22 protein-coding genes and 1 tRNA gene are annotated in these 18,786 nt (G+C 62.8%); 6 read left to right on the top strand and 17 right to left on the bottom strand.

The genetic code is table 11. The features are described from left to right. The first annotated feature begins 14 nt into the window (after positions 1 to 14). From IRZ56_RS02360 to IRZ56_RS02350, 3 genes are all read left to right on the top strand, one after another. A complete protein-coding gene (locus tag IRZ56_RS02360; RefSeq protein WP_196143441.1) occupies positions 15 to 248 on the top strand; it encodes a hypothetical protein in 234 nt (77 codons plus the stop codon). Further along, positions 245 to 421, top strand: a complete 177-nt coding sequence (locus tag IRZ56_RS02355) for a hypothetical protein (protein WP_196143440.1) — start codon at positions 245 to 247, stop codon at positions 419 to 421. Before IRZ56_RS02360 ends, IRZ56_RS02355 begins: the two co-directional genes overlap by 4 nt. A 294-nt stretch (positions 422 to 715) precedes the next feature. Beyond that, positions 716 to 1,894: a tyrosine-type recombinase/integrase gene (locus IRZ56_RS02350; protein WP_196143439.1), complete on the top strand. Its 1,179-nt coding sequence runs from the start codon at positions 716 to 718 to the stop codon at positions 1,892 to 1,894. Positions 1,895 to 1,973: 79 nt separating this feature from the next. On the opposite strand, the gene IRZ56_RS02345 is transcribed toward IRZ56_RS02350, so the two are convergent. The 9 genes from IRZ56_RS02345 to thrS all read right to left on the bottom strand — a co-directional run bounded on the left by IRZ56_RS02345 (position 1,974) and on the right by thrS (position 9,459). Beyond that, positions 1,974 to 2,050, bottom strand: a tRNA-Pro gene (locus tag IRZ56_RS02345). Positions 2,051 to 2,149: 99 nt separating this feature from the next. Beyond that, positions 2,150 to 2,506, bottom strand: a complete 357-nt coding sequence (locus IRZ56_RS02340) for a MerR family transcriptional regulator (protein WP_043213594.1) — start codon at positions 2,504 to 2,506, stop codon at positions 2,150 to 2,152. Beyond that, a complete protein-coding gene (ihfA, locus tag IRZ56_RS02335; RefSeq protein WP_003250679.1) occupies positions 2,487 to 2,789 on the bottom strand; it encodes an integration host factor subunit alpha in 303 nt (100 codons plus the stop codon). Before ihfA ends, IRZ56_RS02340 begins: the two co-directional genes overlap by 20 nt. Before the next feature lie 3 nt (positions 2,790 to 2,792). Beyond that, positions 2,793 to 5,186, bottom strand: coding sequence for a phenylalanine--tRNA ligase subunit beta (gene pheT, locus IRZ56_RS02330; RefSeq protein WP_196143438.1), 2,394 nt, complete (start codon positions 5,184 to 5,186; stop codon positions 2,793 to 2,795). A gap of 31 nt (positions 5,187 to 5,217) precedes the next feature. Then, positions 5,218 to 6,234 (bottom strand): phenylalanine--tRNA ligase subunit alpha, encoded by a 1,017-nt coding sequence (gene pheS / locus IRZ56_RS02325; protein ID WP_196143437.1) that lies wholly within the window; start codon positions 6,232 to 6,234, stop codon positions 5,218 to 5,220. A 111-nt stretch (positions 6,235 to 6,345) separates the two neighbouring features. Then, entirely contained in the window at positions 6,346 to 6,702 is a 357-nt protein-coding gene (gene rplT / locus IRZ56_RS02320) for a 50S ribosomal protein L20 (protein ID WP_003250671.1), read from the bottom strand. Between the two features lie 28 nt (positions 6,703 to 6,730). Next, on the bottom strand, positions 6,731 to 6,925 hold the full coding sequence (rpmI, locus tag IRZ56_RS02315; RefSeq protein ID WP_003250667.1) for a 50S ribosomal protein L35: 195 nt from the start codon (positions 6,923 to 6,925) through the stop codon (positions 6,731 to 6,733). 60 nt (positions 6,926 to 6,985) lie between these two features. Further along, the gene (infC, locus tag IRZ56_RS02310; RefSeq protein WP_172402975.1) at positions 6,986 to 7,537 is read right to left on the bottom strand and encodes a translation initiation factor IF-3; all 552 of its coding nucleotides are present in this window, start codon (positions 7,535 to 7,537) and stop codon (positions 6,986 to 6,988) included. Next, on the bottom strand, positions 7,537 to 9,459 hold the full coding sequence (gene thrS, locus IRZ56_RS02305) for a threonine--tRNA ligase (RefSeq protein ID WP_196143436.1): 1,923 nt from the start codon (positions 9,457 to 9,459) through the stop codon (positions 7,537 to 7,539). Before thrS ends, infC begins: the two co-directional genes overlap by 1 nt. A gap of 337 nt (positions 9,460 to 9,796) precedes the next feature. Between thrS and IRZ56_RS02300 the strand changes: the two genes are divergently transcribed. Both IRZ56_RS02300 and IRZ56_RS02295 read left to right on the top strand, forming a co-directional pair. Then, positions 9,797 to 10,099 (top strand): hypothetical protein, encoded by a 303-nt coding sequence (locus tag IRZ56_RS02300; RefSeq protein WP_196143435.1) that lies wholly within the window; start codon positions 9,797 to 9,799, stop codon positions 10,097 to 10,099. 161 nt (positions 10,100 to 10,260) lie between these two features. Continuing rightward, positions 10,261 to 10,473: a cold-shock protein gene (locus IRZ56_RS02295; protein WP_023379795.1), complete on the top strand. Its 213-nt coding sequence runs from the start codon at positions 10,261 to 10,263 to the stop codon at positions 10,471 to 10,473. 119 nt (positions 10,474 to 10,592) lie between these two features. Here IRZ56_RS02295 and IRZ56_RS02290 read toward each other — a convergent pair whose 3' ends face one another. Next, entirely contained in the window at positions 10,593 to 10,901 is a 309-nt protein-coding gene (locus IRZ56_RS02290) for an I78 family peptidase inhibitor (protein ID WP_196143434.1), read from the bottom strand. A 263-nt stretch (positions 10,902 to 11,164) separates the two neighbouring features. Here IRZ56_RS02290 and IRZ56_RS02285 point away from each other — a divergent pair, with 263 nt between their 5' ends. Then, positions 11,165 to 11,377, top strand: a complete 213-nt coding sequence (locus IRZ56_RS02285) for a hypothetical protein (RefSeq protein ID WP_084855592.1) — start codon at positions 11,165 to 11,167, stop codon at positions 11,375 to 11,377. Here IRZ56_RS02285 and IRZ56_RS02280 read toward each other — a convergent pair. From IRZ56_RS02280 to IRZ56_RS02250, 7 genes are all read right to left on the bottom strand, one after another. Then, the gene (locus IRZ56_RS02280) at positions 11,349 to 12,356 is read right to left on the bottom strand and encodes a nucleoside hydrolase (RefSeq protein WP_196143433.1); all 1,008 of its coding nucleotides are present in this window, start codon (positions 12,354 to 12,356) and stop codon (positions 11,349 to 11,351) included. The two genes, IRZ56_RS02285 and IRZ56_RS02280, sit on opposite strands and share 29 nt — an antisense overlap. Positions 12,357 to 12,582: 226 nt before the next feature. Further along, positions 12,583 to 12,981: a D-ribose pyranase gene (rbsD, locus tag IRZ56_RS02275; RefSeq protein ID WP_196143432.1), complete on the bottom strand. Its 399-nt coding sequence runs from the start codon at positions 12,979 to 12,981 to the stop codon at positions 12,583 to 12,585. Next, positions 12,978 to 13,886, bottom strand: coding sequence for a ribokinase (gene rbsK, locus IRZ56_RS02270; protein WP_196143431.1), 909 nt, complete (start codon positions 13,884 to 13,886; stop codon positions 12,978 to 12,980). The genes rbsD and rbsK overlap by 4 nt, the downstream gene beginning before the upstream one ends. Positions 13,887 to 13,895: 9 nt before the next feature. Further along, complete coding sequence (locus IRZ56_RS02265; RefSeq protein ID WP_196143430.1) at positions 13,896 to 14,918, bottom strand: LacI family DNA-binding transcriptional regulator; 1,023 nt, start codon at positions 14,916 to 14,918, stop codon at positions 13,896 to 13,898. Between the two features lie 4 nt (positions 14,919 to 14,922). Next, positions 14,923 to 15,918 (bottom strand): ABC transporter permease, encoded by a 996-nt coding sequence (locus IRZ56_RS02260; RefSeq protein WP_196143429.1) that lies wholly within the window; start codon positions 15,916 to 15,918, stop codon positions 14,923 to 14,925. Then, positions 15,915 to 17,468: a sugar ABC transporter ATP-binding protein gene (locus IRZ56_RS02255; RefSeq protein WP_196143428.1), complete on the bottom strand. Its 1,554-nt coding sequence runs from the start codon at positions 17,466 to 17,468 to the stop codon at positions 15,915 to 15,917. Before IRZ56_RS02255 ends, IRZ56_RS02260 begins: the two co-directional genes overlap by 4 nt. A 20-nt stretch (positions 17,469 to 17,488) precedes the next feature. Then, complete coding sequence (locus IRZ56_RS02250) at positions 17,489 to 18,445, bottom strand: sugar ABC transporter substrate-binding protein (RefSeq protein ID WP_196143427.1); 957 nt, start codon at positions 18,443 to 18,445, stop codon at positions 17,489 to 17,491. Between the last annotated feature and the right edge of the window lie 341 nt (positions 18,446 to 18,786).

Here is an 18,786-nt window from a genome sequence, read left to right as displayed (position 1 = left end):
CCAAGGAGTCATCCATGCCAGTGATCACCGTAAAAACCACCATCACCACCCGGTTCGAAATACCCGAGGGCCTGAGCATCGACATGATCCGCCACCAGGCCCTGCCCGTGCTATCCGAGGACGAAGAAGGAACCGACGAGGTCGGCAACCTGCAGGACACGGCCTTGAACATGGTGTTCCTGGGTGATGCCGATCCACAGTCGCGCACTGTCGAGCACTCCATCATCGAGGGAGGCGACCATCCATGAACCTGATCGACTGCTACGTCACGAAGATCCTCGGCGAGCCGTACCGCAAGTTTGGCTACTGGTGGGTATCGGTGGAGTTCGAGGCGGAAGGCTGGCCTGGCACCAAAGAAATCATGTTCCGCACCGAGCAAGCCGCCCGGGCGGCGCAGGTCGGGCACCACTTCTTGGCCTGATCGGCCGCAGGAGAACCACATGGCAAACGCCAGCGCGGCACCGTCCGCACGCATTCAGCCGCGCATCATCCGAGCCGGCGATGCACCCCACTACCTCGGCATGTGCCGATCGGAATTCAACAAGACCGTGAGGCCGCATGTGAGCGAGTTCCCCATCGGGGAGCGCGGCATAGGCTTTGATCGGGAAGAACTGGACGCCTGGGTGAACGACTACATCCAGGCCATGGCAATTGCGAAAGAAGGCGCTCAGGGACGACAATCACCCGGCAGCGAGCGCCCATCAGGAGATAAGGGATGGCGCGAAAGACAATCACAGGCCTTTCCCAAAGGAACGGCATCTGGCACATCGACAAGAGGATCAACGGCGAGAGACTTTACGAAAGCACTGGAACTTGTGACCGGGCGGAAGCGGAAAAGTACCTGATCCACCGGCTCGAGCAGATCCGCCAACGCAAAGTATATGGTGTTCGGCAGGTTCGGACGTTCCGGGAGGCGGCCACCAGATACCTCCTCGAGCACAAGGATCAGCCGTCAATCAAGCTGACTGCCCTGTGCCTCCAGCAACTTGATCCATACCTGGGCGACCTGCCGCTGACGCACATCGACGACCAGGCACTGGCCCCGTTCATTCGGGACCGGCAGACGGACGAAGATTTGCCGAATGGGAAAGTTAGGAAGGCGGTCAGCAACCGGACGGTGAACATCGCGATCGAGCGGGTTATTCGCGTTCTGTCGCTGGCTTGCCGGAAGTGGCGGGATGAAGAGCGCAGGCCGTGGCTCGACAGCGTTCCGCTGCTGACCAAGCTGGAGGAGAAGAGGTCCAGTCGAAAGCCCTACCCCATGTCATGGGATGAGCAATCGATTCTCTTCGGTGAATTGCCGGACCACCTGCAGCGTATGGCCCTGTTCAAGGTGAACACGGGCTGCCGGGAGCAGGAGGTCTGCAAACTGAGGTGGGACTGGGAGATCTCAGTACCCGAACTGGGCACCAGTGTGTTCCTGATACCTGCCGATTTCGGCGGCCGGCACGAGAACTCAGGCGTGAAGAACCGAGATGAGCGTCTGGTGGTGCTGAATAGCGTGGCAAAGTCGATCATCGACGGGCAGCGAGGGATTAGCCGGGAATGGGTATTTCCCTACAACGGCACCGGGATGCACAGGATGAACGACTCGGCCTGGAAGAAAGCGAGGGTGCGCGCGGCAAAGCTCTGGCAGGAGCAACACTTGCGACCGGCACACCCTGGGTTCGCTTCTATCAGGGTCCACGACTTGAAGCACACTTTCGGCAGGCGCCTGAAAGCAGCCGGTGTAACAGAGGAAGATCGGAAGTCGCTTCTTGGCCACAAGAACGGCAGCGTGACCAGCCACTATTCTGGCGCGGAGCTGGGACAGTTGATAGAGGCGGCAAACAAAGTTTCAGCGACGGACTCGCGTGGGCCGGTGCTGACCATTTTGAAGAGGAGGCAGGCGTAGAAACCTGAGAAGTCACGCAAAAGTCACGCAAAGGAAAAAGGCCACCCCTTGCGGAAATGGCCTAAGTCCTTGGGATTATTGGTCGGGACGGAGTGATTCGAACACTCGACCCCTTGCACCCCATGCAAGTGCGCTACCGGGCTGCGCTACGCCCCGACATCATTCTCGATGTTGCTGAGAACGGTGAAGAATCTACCCTAACCTTTTGAATAATGGAAGCTTTTTTTCAAAAAAATCCACTCATCAGGCTTTAGGTCACTTCTTCAACACCACCAACACATCTTCCAATTCCGCAATCATCTGCCGAATCAGCTGCTTGTACTGGGTGGTGTCATCCTTGGCCTCATCACTGGAGAGGCGCAAGCGCGCCCCGCCGATGGTGAAGCCTTGGTCATATAGCAGCGCGCGGATCTGGCGGATCATCAGCACGTCTTGGCGCTGATAATACCGCCGGTTGCCGCGGCGCTTGACCGGGTTGAGCTGCGGGAATTCCTGTTCCCAATAACGCAGCACGTGCGGTTTTACCGCACAGAGCTCACTGACCTCACCGATGGTGAAGTAGCGCTTGCCCGGAATGGGGGGCAGCTCATCGTTATGGCTTGGTTCCAGCATAGGCCTCAACCCGGGCTTTCAGTTTCTGCCCTGGACGAAAGGTGACGACGCGGCGAGCAGTGATCGGGATTTCTTCCCCCGTTTTGGGGTTGCGGCCCGGCCGCTGGCGTTTGTCGCGAAGGTCAAAGTTACCGAAACCGGACAACTTGACCTGCTCGTTCTCTTCAAGTGCATGCCGAATTTCTTCGAAAAACAGCTCGACCAGCTCCTTGGCCTCTCGCTTGTTGAGCCCCAGCTCCTCGTACAGCCTTTCGGCCATCTCAGCTTTCGTCAGAGCACCCATACGCTATTTCCTTAACGTGGTGTTCAACCTTTGTTCGAGCGAGGTGAGGATGTTTTGCAGGGTAGTGTTCACCTCATCGTCGTTAAGAGTGCGCGATGGATGCTGCCAGGTCAAGCCGACAGCCAGGCTTTTTCTATCAGGATCAATACCTTTACCCTGGTAGACGTCAAACAGCCTGAGGTCTGTGAGCCATTCGCCCGCATTGTCACGAATTACTTCAAGCACGGAGCTAGAAGCTACATCACGTCCTGCGATCAAAGCCAGGTCACGCCTCACTTCAGGGAACTTGGACAGTTCGCTGAATTTCGGCAGGCGGCCTTCGACCACATCGCCCAGCACCAGTTCGAAGACGAATACCGGGCGCTCCAGGCCCAGAGTCTTGGCCAACTCTGGGTGGATGGCGCCGAGGTAGCCGACTTCCTTGCCGTCGCGCTCGATACGGGCGGTCTGGCCGGGGTGCAGGGCTGGGTGGTTGCCAGCGACGAAGGTGAAGTCACCCAGGGCGCCGGAGTAGCCCAGCAGGGCTTCGACGTCGGCCTTCACATCGAAGAAGTCGATGCTGTCACGGCCGTTGGCCCAGCCTTCCGGCAGGCGGCTGCCGGTGGCGACGCCGGCGATCATCGGCTGCTGCTTGAGGTCGCCCAACTGGCCGACGAAGCGCAGGCCGCTTTCGAACAGGCGTACACGGTCTTGCTGGCGGTTGAGGTTGTGCTGCAGCGCCTTGACCAGGCCCGGCCACAGGGACGCGCGCATGGCGGCCATGTCGCTGGAGATGGGGTTGGCCAGCAGCAGCGGCTCGACGCCAGGGGTGAACAGCTCGAACAGTTTCGGGTCGATGAAGCTGTAGGTGATGGCTTCCTGGTAGCCGCGGGCGACCAGCAGGCGACGCAGGGTCGGCAGCTCGCCACGGGCTTCCGGGCGGGCCTGGGGGGCCAGGCGGGCCTGCGGGTAGCGTACCGGCAGGTTGTTATAGCCATACAGGCGGGCCAGCTCTTCGATCAGGTCGACTTCGAGGCTGATGTCGAAGCGGTGGCTGGGGACTTCGACGGTCCACTGCGCCGCACCATCAGCCCCCCCACTAGCGCTGGTTTTCAGCTCCAGGGCGTTGAGCAGTTGCTCGACCTGGGCGGCGTCCATATCCATGCCGAGCATCTGGTTGATGCGTTCGGCGCGCAGGGTGACCGGCGCGACCTTCGGCAGGTGCTGTTCGCTCACGGCCTCGACGATGGGGCCGGCTTCGCCGCCGACGATCTCCAGTACCAGCGCGGTGGCACGCTCCATGGCTTCACGGGCCAACTGCGAGTCGACGCCACGCTCGTAGCGGTGCGAGGCATCGGTGTGCAGGCCGTAGGAACGGGCCTTGCCGGCAACGGAAATCGGCTCGAAGAAGGCGCTTTCCAGGAACAGGTCGCGGGTCTTCTCGGTGTTCACGCCGCTGTGCTCGCCACCCATGACGCCGGCGATGGCCAAGGCGCGGGTGTGGTCGGCGATGACCAGGGTGTCGGCACGCAGGGCGACTTCCTGGCCGTCCAGCAGGACGAGCTTCTCGCCCTCCTCGGCCATGCGCACGCGGATGCCGCCGTTGATTTCGGCGAGGTCGAAGGCGTGCATCGGCTGGCCGAGCTCGAGCATCACGTAGTTGGTGATGTCGACGGCGGCGTCGATGCTGCGCACGTCGCTACGGCGCAGGCGTTCGACCATCCACAGCGGGGTCGGCTTGCTCAGGTCGACGTTGCGGATCACACGGCCCAAGTAGCGCGGGCAGGCAGCCGGAGCGGAGACTTCGACCGGGCGTACTTCGTCGTGGGCCAGGGCGACCGCAGGCACTTCGGGACGGGTGACCGGAACGTCGTACAGGGCGCCGACGTCACGGGCAAGGCCTGCGATGGACAGGCAGTCGCCGCGGTTCGGGGTCAGGCCGATCTCGATGCTGGCGTCGTCCAGGTTCAGGTACACGCGAATGTCTTCGCCGACCGGGGCGTCAGCCGCCAGTTCCAGCAAGCCGTCGTTCTCTTCGCTGATCTGCAGCTCGGCCGCCGAGCACAGCATGCCGAAGGACTCGACGCCGCGCAGCTTGGCCTTCTTGATCTTGAAGTCGCCTGGCAGTTCGGCGCCGATCATGGCGAACGGGATCTTGATGCCGGGGCGTGCGTTGGGGGCGCCGCAGACGACCTGGAAGGTTTCCTGGCCGTTGCTCACCTGGCACACGCGCAGCTTGTCGGCGTCCGGGTGTTGTTCGGTGGTGAGGATCTCGCCCACCACGATGCCGCTGAATTGGCCGGCAGCGGGGGTTACGCTGTCGACTTCGAGGCCGGCCATGGACAGGCGGGCAACCAGTTCGTCACGGGAGACTTGCGGGTTGACCCAACCGCGCAGCCACTGTTCACTGAATTTCATGCTGTTCTCCTAGAAAGTGCGTCGATCGGGCCTAGCGGAATTGGGCGAGGAACCGCAGGTCGTTGTCGAAGAACAGACGCAAATCGTTGACGCCATAGCGCAGCATGGCCAGGCGCTCGGCGCCCATGCCGAAGGCGAAGCCCTGGAATTCTTCAGGGTCGATGCCGGACATGCGCAGCACGTTCGGGTGCACCATGCCGCAACCCATGACCTCGAGCCAGCCGGTCTGCTTGCACACGCGGCAGCCTTTGCCGGAGCACATCACGCACTCCATGTCGACTTCGGCGGACGGCTCGGTGAAGGGGAAGAACGACGGGCGGAAGCGCACCGCCAGTTCTTTCTCGAAGAATACCCGCAGGAACTCCTCGATAGTGCCCTTGAGGTCGGCGAAGTTGATGCCGCGGTCGACCAACAGGCCTTCGACCTGGTGGAACATCGGCGAGTGAGTGATATCCGAGTCGCAGCGGTACACACGGCCCGGGCAGACAATGCGAATCGGCGGCTGGCTGGACTCCATGGTCCGCACCTGCACCGGCGAGGTGTGGGTGCGCAGCAGCATGTTGGCATTGAAGTAGAAGGTGTCGTGCATCGCCCGGGCCGGGTGGTGGCCGGGGATGTTGAGCGCTTCGAAGTTGTGGTAGTCGTCTTCGACCTCGGGGCCTTCGGCGATGCCGTAGCCGATATGGGTGAAGAACTGCTCGATGCGCTCGAGGGTACGGGTGATCGGGTGCAGCCCGCCGGTGGTCTGGCCACGGCCTGGCAGGGTCACATCGATGCATTCGGCGGCCAGGCGAGCGTTGAGCTCGGCTTCTTCGAAGGCGGCCTTGCGTGCGTTGAGCACGTCGGTGACGCGTTCCTTGGCGTCGTTGATCAGCGCGCCGACCTTGGGGCGCTCTTCGGCTGGCAGGTTGCCCAGGGTCTTCATCACCTGGGTCAGCTCGCCCTTCTTGCCGAGGAATTGGACCCGGATCTGTTCCAGGGTAGTGATGTCTTCAGCGCGTTCCACGGCCTCGAGGGCTTGGGCAACCAGCGCGTCCAGGTTTTCCATGTACAGACTCCAGATACGAAAATAGGGGAAGAGCTTTTGAAGGCTCTTCCCCTATCGATGACGTTTTACACCCGACGGCGCAGGGCGCCGCCGGATGATTGTCGTGGGTACTTAAGCCAGAACGGCTTTAGCTTTCTCGACAATCGCAGCAAACGCCGCTTTTTCGTTCACTGCCAGGTCGGCCAGAACCTTACGGTCGATTTCGATCGACGCCTTTTTCAGGCCAGCAATCAGACGGCTGTAGGACAGGCCGTTGGTGCGGGCACCGGCGTTGATACGAGCAATCCACAGAGCGCGGAACTGACGCTTCTTCTGGCGACGGTCACGGTAGGCGTATTGGCCAGCCTTGATGACCGCTTGCTTGGCAACGCGGAATACGCGCGAACGCGCACCGTAGTAGCCTTTAGCCAGTTTCAGAATTTTCTTGTGACGCTTACGAGCGATGACGCCACGCTTTACACGAGCCATGAGTAACTTCCTCTATCGTTGACCAGAATTAACGTACGCGCAGCATGCGCTCGACTTTTGCCACGTCAGACGGGTGCAGCAGGCTGGCACCGCGCAGTTGACGCTTACGCTTGGTCGACATTTTGGTCAGGATGTGGCTCTTGAAAGCGTGCTTGTGCTTGAAGCCGGAAGCGGTTTTCAGGAAACGCTTCGCAGCACCGCTCTTGGTTTTCATTTTTGGCATGTTGGAACTCCGCATTCGATAAAATTACACATAATCATCAGGCCTGCCGTGCCCGGGAGATTACTTCTTCTTTTTGGGGGCGATGACCATCATAAGCTGGCGTCCTTCCATCTTCGGATGCTGCTCAACGGTGCCGTATTCGGCGAGGTCAGCTTCGACCCGCTTCAACAGCTCCATGCCCAGCTCCTGGTGGGCCATCTCACGGCCGCGGAATCTCAGAGAGATCTTGGCCTTGTCCCCATCGCTAAGGAAACGTACCAGGTTGCGTAGTTTTACCTGGTAATCCCCTTCTTCCGTCCCTGGACGAAACTTGATTTCTTTGATCTGGATCTGCTTCTGGTTCTTCTTGGCCTCGGAAGCCTGCTTCTTCTTCTCGAAGAGGTGCTTGCCGTAGTCCATCACCTTGCAGACAGGCGGTTGCGCGTCTGCAGAGATCTCCACCAGATCCAGCTTCGCTTCATCAGCGATACGCAGCGCTTCATCAATCGAGACGATGCCAATCTGCTCGCCGTCAGCGCCAATTAACCGAACCTCGCGTGCCGAGATATTCTCGTTGATCGGGGCTTTCGGTGCAGTTCGTTTATCGTTTCTCATTTCACGCTTAATAGTCATTACTCCGATTCTAGGCGACCGCGCTGAGCTACGGCTTCAGCGAGCAGTTGAGTGAATTGGGAGACGGGCATGGAGCCCAGGTCTTTGCCATCACGGGTACGTACTGCAACGGTCTGCGTTTCGACTTCGCGGTCCCCTATAACCAGAAGGTATGGGACCTTGAGCAAAGTATGCTCGCGGATTTTAAAGCCGATCTTCTCATTTCTCAAGTCGGACTTGGCACGGAAACCGCTTCCGTTCAGCGTTTTTTCCACCTCGAGGGCGAAATCGGCCTGCTTGTCGGTGATATTCATGATCACCGCCTGGGTTGGCGCCAGCCACGCCGGGAATACACCCGCGTAGTGCTCGATCAGCATGCCGATGAAGCGCTCGAAGGAACCGAGGATAGCACGGTGCAGCATGACCGGGCGCTTGCGGTTGTTGTCTTCGGCAATGTAGCTGGCATCCAGGCGCTCGGGCAGGTTCGGGTCGTACTGCAGGGTACCGCACTGCCAGTTACGGCCCAGGCAGTCACGCAGGGTGAACTCGATCTTCGGGCCGTAGAAGGCGCCCTCGCCCGGCTGGTATTCCCATTCCAGGCCCGACTCGTTCAGCGCATCGGCCAGGGCGCCTTCGGCGCGGTCCCACAGCTCTTCGGAACCCACGCGCTTGGCGGGGCGGGTGGAGAGCTTCATAGCGATGTCGGTGAAGCCGAAGTCCTTGTAGACGTCCAAGGTCAGCTTGATGAAGTCGGCGGCTTCCTTCTTCACCTGGTCTTCGGTGCAGAAGATGTGCGCGTCATCCTGCACGAAGCCACGCACGCGCATGATGCCGTGCAGCGCACCGGACGGCTCGTTGCGGTGGCAGGCGCCGAACTCGGCCAGGCGCAGCGGCAGGTCGCGGTAGGACTTGAGGCCTTGGTTGAACACCTGCACGTGGCACGGGCAGTTCATCGGCTTGACCGCGAAATCACGGCTTTCCGACGAGGTGGTGAACATGTTCTCGGCGTAGTTGGACCAGTGGCCGGAGCGCTCCCAGAGAATGCGGTCGACGACCTGCGGGGTCTTGATTTCCTGATAACCGTTCTCGCGCTGGACCTGGCGCATGTACTGCTCCAGCACCTGGTACACGGTCCAGCCGTTGGCATGCCAGAACACCATGCCCGGGGCTTCTTCCTGCAGGTGGAAGAGGTCGAGCTGCTTGCCGATCTTGCGGTGGTCGCGCTTCTCGGCTTCCTCGATGCGCTGGATGTAGGCCGCCAGCTGCTTCTTGTCGGCCCAGGCAGTGCCGTACACACGCTGCAGCTGCTCGTTCTTGGCGTCGCCGCGCCAGTAGGCGCCGGACAGCTTGGTCAGCTTGAAGGCCTTGAGGAAGCGGGTGTTCGGCACGTGCGGGCCGCGGCACATGTCGACGTACTCTTCGTGGTAGTACAGGCCCATGGCCTGCTCGTCGGGCATGTCCTCGACCAGGCGCAGCTTGTAGTCTTCGCCACGGCTCTTGAACACATCGATGACTTCGGCGCGCGGGGTCATCTTCTTGACGACGTCGTAGTCCTTGTCGATCAGCTGCTGCATGCGCTGTTCGATGGCGGCCATGTCTTCAGGGGTGAAGGGGCGCTCGTAGGCGATGTCGTAGTAGAAGCCTTCGTCGATCACCGGGCCGATCACCATCTTGGCGGTCGGGTACAGCTGCTTCACCGCGTGGCCGACCAAGTGGGCGCACGAGTGACGAATGATCTCCAGTCCCTCTTCATCTTTAGGGGTGATGATCTGCAGGGTGGCGTCGTTCTCGATCAGGTCGCAGGCATCGACCAACTTGCCGTCGACCTTGCCGGCCAGGGTGGCCTTGGCCAGGCCTGCGCCAATGGAGGCGGCGACTTCGGCAACGGTGACGGCCTTGTCGAACGAACGTTGACTGCCATCGGGAAGAGTAATTACGGGCATGGCGCCTCCTCTCCTAGTGGTGACCCCTACCAAAGGTCACATGGGTTGGGATGAGCCAGTACAAGATCCGCCCTGCCTTTCCCGTGGGAAAGCCTGCCTCACAGTGGCAGAGACCTTTCGGCCTGCCAGGGACGAACCAGAGTGACTGGAAAATGATAAATGGGATGCAGGCCGCGTGAGGACGCGCTGCAAGCCGATCATCCTAGCACGCGGCTTGGGCGCCAGGCAGAAATATTTGGAAATTACACCGCTTCGGTGAACTTGTTCGGAAAATTCCACCTCAGAGTCTCTGAAGCATCCTACTCTTGATGAGACTCAACCCAAGGAGTGTGTGGTTATGCGACTTCAGTCTCTTCTGGCCCTGACGGCTGCCAGCGCCCTGCTGCTGCCGGTGGCGGCCCAGGCAGAATGGCCTGCCGGCAAGAAAGGCGCCTACATGGACCAGTGTGTCCAGGTGGCCACCGCGCAAGGCGTCGATGCCAAGACGGCCGACCAGCATTGCAAATGTGGCGCCGACGCCATCGAGAAAAACTTCACCAAGGCGGAAATCGAAGACCTCGACAGCAAGGACGGCGTCGATGCCAAGCTGATGCAGCGGGCCCAGAGCGCCGTGAAGCAGGCCTGCGCCCCCAAAAGCTGAGGCCTTTTGGCGGTCGATCTACGCATTGTTTGCCGTAGATCAGTATCCTGCGAAGGTAACAGGCGCTAGATGCGCAGAATTAGACTATGATGTCGCCGGTGCTGCGTAGCCTCGGCGACATTGCACCCTCGATAAAAATCATGTTTCTGGAGATTCACCCCATGTCCAATCGCCAAAACGGCACCGTCAAATGGTTCAATGATGAAAAAGGCTACGGCTTCATCACCCCAGCAGGCGGCGGCGACGACCTGTTCGTACACTTCAAGGCCATCGAAACCGACGGCTTCAAGAGCCTGAAAGAAGGCCAGACCGTTTCCTTCGTTGCCGAGCGCGGTCAGAAGGGCATGCAGGCTGCGCAGGTTCGTCCGGAGTAATTCGGATACGAATACAAAAAACCCGCCTTCGTGGCGGGTTTTTTGTGGGCGTCGGTATTACTCAATCGCCGGCAAGCCGGCCCCCACAGGGGCGCGCCGGCTTAAGGGGGGCGCCGTGCTTAGCCGCAGTTGACGCGGGTGACGACGCCTTTGTCGTCGACGTTCAGGTTCAGCCGCTCGGAGCGGTACTCCAGGGTGATGACGTCGTGGGGCTTGAGGATGCGCGCCAGCTGCGAGCCGCTGGCCTTGCGGGCCTGCTCGAGCAATTCAGGGGTGGCCTGCTTGCCGATGGTGAAGTCGGCCGCGCTGGCTTCGCAGCGCCCGCCGTTGTCGGCCGGGGTGGCTGGGTCCGAAGAACCGCCTGTGCTGCAACCTGCCAGGACTGCAGCCGCCAGCAAGGTCGCCAGGTAAGCACGGGTACGGAACATGAATCCTCCTAATCGATCACGGGAACTGCCTAATGCGACAGCTCCATTCAACATTTGTTGCAAAACCGGACAAGTCTGCCTGAAGCGAGCCCCTCAGGCCAAAAGCCAATCGTGACCGGATTTTGCGACGGATGCCCGGTGCGCCACTGTGCGGCCAGGGCAAAGGCATGATTTACTGCTGCAAGCGGAGCGCACCACGCCTCCCTTCGAATGCCAAGGTCAGGTGTTCGACCCACAGCCCGGGCCCGCCACGAGAGCCTTCCATGAGCAGCCACAGCATCGATGCCGACATCAAGGTCAAATGGGCCGAGGGCCAGAGCGCCTACAGCCCCGGCACCCCCGAGGAATTGCTACTGATCGCCATCGACCTGCTGGTGCGCGACCGCGGCAGCGAGGCGGCGCGTAGCTTCATCGAACAGGTGTTCGAGCGCTACGCACCGCACGCGGCTATCGCAATCGAGCCAGGCGCACGCTGAGCAGGTCGAAGAAGCCCTGAGCGTCGCCTTCGTTCAACCACAAGACGTTGGCAGGCTGCTTGAGCACGCCATACCAGTCCACCACGGTCTGGCCGAAGGTCGGCCCTTCGCGACTGTCGATCACCATGTGCGCACGGCGGCCGCTGAACAACTCGGGCTCGAGCAGGTAGGCGATTACGCTGGCGTCGTGCACCGGGCCACCGGGCATGCCGTACAGGTCCATGTCGTGCTTGACGTAGACGTTGAGGATGTCCACCACGCGCCGGCTGGCTTGGTTGTTGACCGCGGCCAGCTGCTTGAAACGGGCCTCGCTGGTGATCACCTTATGGGTGAGATCCAGGGGCACGTAGGTGAGCTTTACGCCGCTGGCCAGTACTACCTCGGCGGCATGGGGATCGGCGTAGAGGTTGAATTCGGCCACAGGGGTGATGTTGCCGCCATTGAAGTGGGCACCGCCCATCACCACCACTTCCTTGATGCCCTTGACGATCTCAGGCTTCTGGATCAACGCCAGGGCCAGGTTGGTCTGCGGGCCGAGCATGGCGAGGGTGATGCTGTGGGGCTCGGCGCTGGACAAGGTATCGACCAGGTACTGCACGGCGTTGCCCTGGGCCAGGCCTTGGCGAGGTTCGTGCACCTCGACGCCTTCCAGGCCTTCTTCGCCGTGCACGTCGGCGGCGTAGATCGGCTTGCGTACCAGCGGGCGCCCTGCCCCGGCGTATACCGGGATGTCCTCGCGGCCCGCCCATTCGCGGGCCAGGCGGGCATTGCGCGAGGTCTTGGCCAGGCGCACGTTGCCGGCGACGGTGGTGATGGCGCGGATGTTGAGCTCTTGCGGGGATGCCATGGCCAGGAACAGGGCCACCACGTCGTCGGCGCCGGGGTCGGTGTCGATGATCAGGTCGCGTGGAGCGGCCTGGAGGGTGGTAGCGACCAGGATGGACATGAGGATGGCTCCTTGTAGCAGGTGCTTTAGCATGAGGCACTCCTTGTTGCCTTGATGAGAGGTTTGGGGCCGCGTTGCAGCCGATCGCGGGGCAGGCCCGCTCCTACAGGGCCCCGCCTAGGCTCTGTCTGAAAGCCTTGATACTTGGTCATGCTGCGTTGAAAACAGCCTCGGAATGCTCATTTACAACCCGTAAACTCCGCTTCCTCGGCTGTTTTCGCCTTGCCTGACCGGCGTCTCAAGACTTTTCAGACAGAGCCTAGAAGGTAACGCCGGCCACCAGGGCGATATTGCTGTAGGGCTTGCACTCCCCGGTGCGCACCACGGCCTTGGCCTGCCGGCAAAGATCCTTGAACGCCAGGTGCGGCAACAGTGCCTGCGAGCCCAGTAACCCGGAGCACTGTTGCACCATCACCAGCGCAGGCGGTGCGACGTCTAGCATCTCTTCGGCCAGCACATGCCGCTCCACCTGCATTTCCCCCAATACTGCTCGCAACACATTGGCGAAATCCGGCACACCTGGCACCACTGCCAGGTCGATCAACTCGACCCCAGGCGGCACCGGCAGCCCGGCATCGCCGATCACCACGATATCGCCATGACCGAGCCCGGCGATCACCCGCGAAAGCGCGATGTTCAGCACCCCGGTCTTCTTCATGGCACCAGCTCCGCCAGGTAGGGAATCGAAGGCTGGGCACCGGCGCGGGTCACCGACAACGCAGCGGCGCGCTGACCGAAGGCGATGGCTTCGCCCTCCTCCAGGCCGCGCACCAGGGCTGCGACGAACCCACCAATAAAGGTGTCGCCCGCCGCCGTGGTGTCCAGCGGCTGCACCACTGGCGCGGGGAAGTGGCAGCTGCCCGCAGGCGTGACGAACAAGGCGCCCTGCGCGCCCAGGGTGACGATCACCCTGCCCGCCCCGAGGGCCAGCAGCCGCTCACCGGCACTGCGGGCGCTGTCGAGATCGGTGACCGGCAGCCCGGTCAGGGCCTGGGCTTCGCTTTCGTTGGGAGTGAGGTAGTCGATATGGGCGAACCAGTCCGCCGGCAAAGGGCCAGTGGCCGGTGCCGGGTTGAGGATCACCGTCTTGCCCAGCTCGCGCCCGCGGGCCAGGGTCCAGGCCACCGTGGCCATGGGTACTTCCAGCTGGCAGATGATCACCTCGGCCGACTGCAGCAGCGCGCCGAAACGCTGCACGCTCTCTGGTGCCAGCCGCCCGTTGCTCCCGGCAATGATGACGATGGCGTTCTGGCTCGCGGCATCCACCGTGATCAGCGCCACGCCGCTGGAAACACCTTCGCACACGCCGACCGCCTGGCAGTCGATGCCTTCGTGCTCCAGGGCCTGACGCAGTTGCTCGCCGTAGGCATCATCGCCGACGTTGCCGACCATCGCCACGCTCGCCCCCAGGCGCGCCACGGCCACCGCCTGGTTGGCACCCTTGCCGCCAGGCACGGTGAAGAAGCTGTCGCCGGCCAGGGTCTCACCGGCCCGGGGCAGGCGCTGGGCGCGGGCCACCAGGTCCATGTTGAGGCTGCCGACCACCACGACCTTGGCGCTCATGGCACCTCCTTAACGGTAATCATTGAACAGGTCCGGGCGCGGACCGGTGGACTCGCGCAGCACGATACGCGGGGCGACGATGCGCTGCTCGGCGTCGCCGCTGCGAGGCACAGCGATGCGCGACAGCAGCAACTGTGCGGCGCTCTCGCCCAGCTCGCGGATCGACTGGCCGACGGTGGTCAATGGCGGGTAGACGTAGCGGCTGAGTTCGATGTCGTCGAAGCCGACCACCGACAGCTCGCCGGGCACGCTGATGTTGCGCTCGGCGGCGGCGCGCAGTACGCCGAAGCCGATCATGTCATTGCCGGCGAAGATTGCCGTCGGGCGCGCGCCATCGAGCAAGTGCCCGGCTGCTGCATGGCCGCCGGGGCTGCTGAAGTCGCAATGCAGTACGCGGCCTTGCGGCACTTGCAGCCCCTGCTCGGCCATGGCACGACGAAAGCCCGCCAGGCGCAGCTGGCTGGCACCGGTGTCCGCCGGGCCGCCGATGCAGGCGATGTCGCGATGGCCCAGGTCCAGCAGATGGCGGGTGGCGAGGTAGCCGCCCTGCTCGTGGTCGATGCGCACCAGGTCGGCATCCACGCCTTCCAGGGCGCGATCGACGATGACCATGGGCGTGCGCACGCCCGCCAGGCTTTCGAGCAGGTCGCGGTCCTCGCCCACCGAGGCGACGATCAGGCCGTCGATGCGTTTTTCCAGCAGTACGCGCAGGTAACTGCGCTGCTTTTGCGGGTTATCGTCGGAGTTGCAGAGGATCACGCAGTAGCCGTTGCGCTCGCAGCCGTCCTCGATGCCCCGGGCCAGCTCAGCAAAGTACGGGTTGACGCTGTTGGGCACCAACAGGCCGATGGTGGCGGTGCTACGCGCCTTGAGCGAGCGAGCCACGGCGCTGGGCACGTAGTCGAGCTCGGCGATAGCCGCCTCGACCTTCAGGCGCACGTGCTCGCTGACCGGGCGGGTCTTGTTCAGTACATGGGACACGGTGGTATAGGAGATACCCGCCAGTGCCGCGACGTCTTTGATGGTTGCCATGGTTTCAGTTCCGCCGGCCCGCGCGCCGGCTACGGTAGGTGTCGAGCACCACGGCGATGACGATGACCGCCCCGGTGATGATGCGTTTGGTCGGCTCCGACGCACCGATCTGCGCCAGCCCCGCGGCCAGCACGGAGATGATCAGTACGCCGAAGAAGGTGCTGATGACCGAGCCGCGCCCGCCCATCAGGCTGGTACCGCCGATCACCACGGCTGCGATCACCTGCAGCTCGAGACCGGCACCGGCGTTGGGGTCGGCGGCCTCCAGGCGAGAGATCTGGAACAGTGCGGCCAGGCCCGCGAGCAGGCCCATCAAGGCGAACACCAGCACCTTGTACGGGCGTGGATCGATGCCGGCCAGGCGCACGGCCTCCTCGTTGGTGCCGATGCCGATCAGGTAGCGGCCGAACACGGTGCGCGTCAGCACCAGCTGAGCGAGGACGATCACCAGCAAGGCGATGATGAAGGCCGGCGAGATACCGAAGGCGATGGGGTTGGAGAACCAGGCGAAGGCATCGCCGATGTAGGCGGTGCGCGAGTCGGTGAACTGGTAGGCCAGGCCCCGAGCCATTTCCAGCACGCCCAGGGAGACGATGAACGAAGGAATGCGCCAGGCCACAGTGATGCCGCCAGTGATGCTGCCGGCCAGCGCCGCCACGGCCATGCCCAGCAGCGCAGCGGGCAGCGGGCTCCAGCCCCAGCCAAGGATCGCTACGCTGACCGCCGAGGCCGCCAGGGCCAACACCGAGCCGACCGACAGGTCGATGCCGCCGATGATCAGCACGAAGGTCATGCCCACGGCCAGCACCATCAGGTCGGGTATCTGGTTGGCCAGGGTGCTGAAGGTGGCGTAGGACAGGAAGTGGCTGCTCAGGAACGAGAACAGCACGATCATCGCCAACAAGGCACCGGCCAGGCCCAGGTAGGTGCCCAGGCCAAAATAGGTGCCGCTGCGGCGCACAGGCGTATTGCCCGGGGTATCGAGGGGTGTGGTTTTCATGGGGCCATCCTGGGCGCTGCCTCGTGCAGCAACGCGTCACGTTTCTGGTAGCCGGCGAAGGCCGCGGCGAGCAATTGGTCTTGGCTCCAGCGCTCGCGATCGAAGGTGTCGACCAGGCGGCCGGCGGACAGCACGGCGATGCGGTCGCAGATCAGCATCAGCTCGCGCAGGTCGCTGGAAACCACCACCAAGGCCTTGCCCTGGCGCGCCAGCTCCGCCAGCAGGCCATAGATGTCGAACTTGGCGCCCACGTCGATGCCGCGGGTGGGCTCGTCGAACAACAGCACCTGGCAGTCGCGCTCCAGCCAACGGCCGATCACCACCTTCTGCTGGTTGCCGCCGGACAGCTCACCCACCGCCTGCGCGGGGCTCGCGCTGCGGATGCGCATGGCGTTGATCTGCCGCTCGGCCAGGGCGCGCTCGGCGTCGGTGTCGAGAATGCCGGCGCGGGACACGGCGCCCAAGTTGCCCAAGGCGATGTTGGCGCTGATCGACTGGCTCAGCAGCAGGCCTTCGCCCTTACGGTCTTCGGTGATCAGGGCAATGCCGGCGCCCACGGCAGCCTTCGGGGAGTCCACCTGCACGCGCCGCAACGGCTGGCCAAGCTCGATATGGCCGCTGTCGGCGCGGTCGGCACCGTAAATCAGCCGCAGCAGTTCGGTGCGCCCGGCACCGATCAGCCCGGAGATGCCGAAGATCTCCCCTGCCCTGACTTGGAACGCCACGTCACGCACCTTGTCACCACGGCTCAGGCCCTGGACCTTGAGCAGCGTCTGGCCGATTTGCCGACGCCCCAGGTCGATGTGCTCGCCCAGCTCGCGCCCGACCATCAGGTTGACCAGCTCGGCCGCGGTGTAGCGCTGGATCGGCTCGACGCACACCAGCTTGCCATCGCGCAGCACGGCAATGCGCTGGGCCACGCGCTGCAGCTCCTCCAGGCGATGGGAGATGTACACGATGGCCACGCCGCGCTGGCGCAGGCGCTCGATCTGGGTGAACAGCAGCTCCACCTCGCGAGCGGTGAGCATGGCCGTGGGTTCGTCGAAGATCAGTACACGGCAGTCGCCGATCAGGTTGCGGGCGATCTCGACCATCTGCTGGTGGCCGATGCCCAATTCGCCGACCGGCGTGTCCGGGTCGATGGCATCGAGCCCGACCTGGGCCATAGCCGCCGTGGCCAGCTGGCGCAGGCGCCTGTGGCTGATCCAACCGAAGCGGCTGGGCAGGTTGTCGAGGAACAGATTCTCGGCCACGGTCAGGGTCGGCAGCAGGTTCAGCTCCTGCATGACCATGCGCACCCCCAGGCGCTCGGCCTCGCTGCGGCTGGCGGGGGCATAAGGCTGGCCACGGTAGTGCATGTGCCCGACCGTCGGGGTTTCCAGGCCGCTGATGAGCTTGGACAAGGTACTTTTGCCGGCGCCGTTCTCGCCGGTCAGCGCCAGCACTTCGCCCGCGCGCAGCTCCAGGGTCACCTCGCCGAGCACCGGCTGGGTGTAGGTCTTGCCCAGGCCGCTGACGGCGAGGGTGGCTTGATTGGCCGAGGCTGACATGGCCGACGCTCCTGCCTGGTTCAGGGTTGGGTGACCAGTTCGACCGGCGTCTGGATGACGTTGTCGGCATCTACCGCCGGCTTCTCGCCCTTGAGCATCTGCAGAGCCGCCTGGATGCCGAACACGGCCTGGTCGGCGCCATGCTGCTCGAGGGTGGCGAGCACGCGGCCATCCTTGAGCATAGGCTTGATGGCGCGGATGTTGTCGTAGCCCACCACCTGCACCTGGCCGGTCTTGCCGGCGGCGCGCACGGCCGAGACGGCGCCCAGGGCCATGCTGTCGTTGCCGGCCAGCAGCGCCTTGAGATCGGGGTATTCGTTGAGCATGGCCGCGGCCACGGCATTGCCCTTGTCGATCTCCCAATTGCCCGACTGCACCGAGACCACCTTCATCTGCGCAGCGTCCATGGCATCCTTAAAGCCGGCGGTGCGCTGCTGGGCGTTGGTGGTGGTGGGCACGCCTTCGATGATGCCGACCTGATCGCCCGCCTTGAGCTTTTGCTGGGCCAGGTAGTCACCGACCAGGCGAGCGCCCTTGCGGTTGTCGGGGCCGACGAAGGGCACGCTGATGCCCTTGCTCTCGAGCACATCCGGGTCCAGGCGGTTATCGATGTTGACCACGGTGATGCCGGCGTCCATGGCCTTCTTCACCACCGGCACCAAGGCCTTGGAGTCGGCCGGGGCGATGACCAGGGCGTTGACGCCCGAGACGATCATCTGCTCGACGATGCGGATCTGGTTACCGGTGTCGGACTCGTCTTTGATGCCATTGGCCACCAGATCGAAATCGTTAGGGTGTTGTTGCTGGTAGGCTTTGGCGCCGTCTTCCATGGTCCTGAAGAACTCGTTGGCCAGGGACTTCATCACCAAAGCGACCTTCGGCTTGTCTTCGGCATGGGCGGCGGACAAGGGCAGCGCGAGGGAAAGCGTGGAGAGCACAGCCAGGGCCAGGACGCGGCCGGGGAATGGCAGTTTCATGGAGTTGACTCCGAATCTTGTGGTTTTTATCGGATCGCAAACGTTTGCGTTGAATCACTATGGAAACAAGACCTGCTTTTGTCAAACCCACTATGCGGTTCGGCCTGGGCCACGTACGTCGGGATTATCCGGAATATTTCCGAAAAACCGAACACCTTTTCCTACGCTTGTTCGGTATTCCGAATGGAATGCACCTCCTTGTAGGAGCGACCTTGTGCCGCGATGGGCTGCGCCGCAGCCCTACAAGCCGTGTCGAACGCAGGTCCTGGAGTCACTGCGCAACCCATTGCACCACATGGCCCCGCCTGCACATCAAGCTGGTACGAAACATGCCTGACAGC

It is taken from the genome of Pseudomonas guariconensis, from assembly GCF_015680235.1.
Lineage (GTDB): Bacteria > Pseudomonadota > Gammaproteobacteria > Pseudomonadales > Pseudomonadaceae > Aquipseudomonas > Aquipseudomonas guariconensis_A.
This window is presented reverse-complemented; position numbering and strand designations above follow the sequence as displayed.